This window comes from Pseudomonas sp. EL_65y_Pfl2_R96, from assembly GCF_963970905.1.
GTDB lineage: Bacteria > Pseudomonadota > Gammaproteobacteria > Pseudomonadales > Pseudomonadaceae > Aquipseudomonas.
The window spans coordinates 1-595 of the sequence record NZ_CAXAQH010000153.1 but is presented as its reverse complement, the minus strand read 5'-3'; the positions used below and the strand labels follow the sequence as shown (position 1 = coordinate 595).

Here is a 595-nt window from a genome sequence, read left to right as displayed (position 1 = left end):
CGAGCAGCCGACGCGAGACTGTCATACAGCGCGCTTAGGGCCAGTCGCAGTGGGATCGGGCCGGGGTACACAGGTGGAAAGTCGTTTTCGACGCGCTCTGGGGCAGGCCCATCCTGCGGTGTTCACGGCGGTCACCGGAACTGCGGGTTTCTGCGCCTATTTCGCGATGTACGCCTTTCGCAAGCCCTTCACGGCGGCGACCTTCGAGCTGGTGCCGGGCTGGCATTGGATGCTCGATTACAAGATCGCGCTGATCGTCGCACAGGTGGCGGGCTATGCGCTATCGAAGTTCATCGGCATCAAGGTCGTGTCGGAAATCGCGCCGCGCCACCGCGCCGCCGCCATCCTGGGGTTGATCGGTCTGTCTTGGCTCGCGCTGGTCGCCTTTGCGGTCATCCCGGCACCGTGGAACGTCGCGGCCCTGTTCCTCAACGGTGTGCCGCTTGGCATGATCTGGGGGCTGGTCTTTGGTTTCATGGAGGGGCGGCGCGTGTCCGAGGTCCTCGCCTCGATGTTGTGCGCGAGCTTCATCCTGTCTTCGGGTGTGGTCAAATCGGTCGGCACCTGGCTGATGCAAAGCGAACATGTCGACCGC

The 595-nt window shown here is 63.7% G+C and carries 1 protein-coding gene; it reads left to right on the top strand.

What is annotated here, in order from left to right; genetic code table 11:
* Positions 1-73 precede the first annotated feature (73 nt).
* Positions 74-595 (top strand): DUF5690 family protein (locus tag AACY49_RS29960; protein WP_339527831.1); only part of this gene is annotated, 522 nt, incomplete at its 3' end.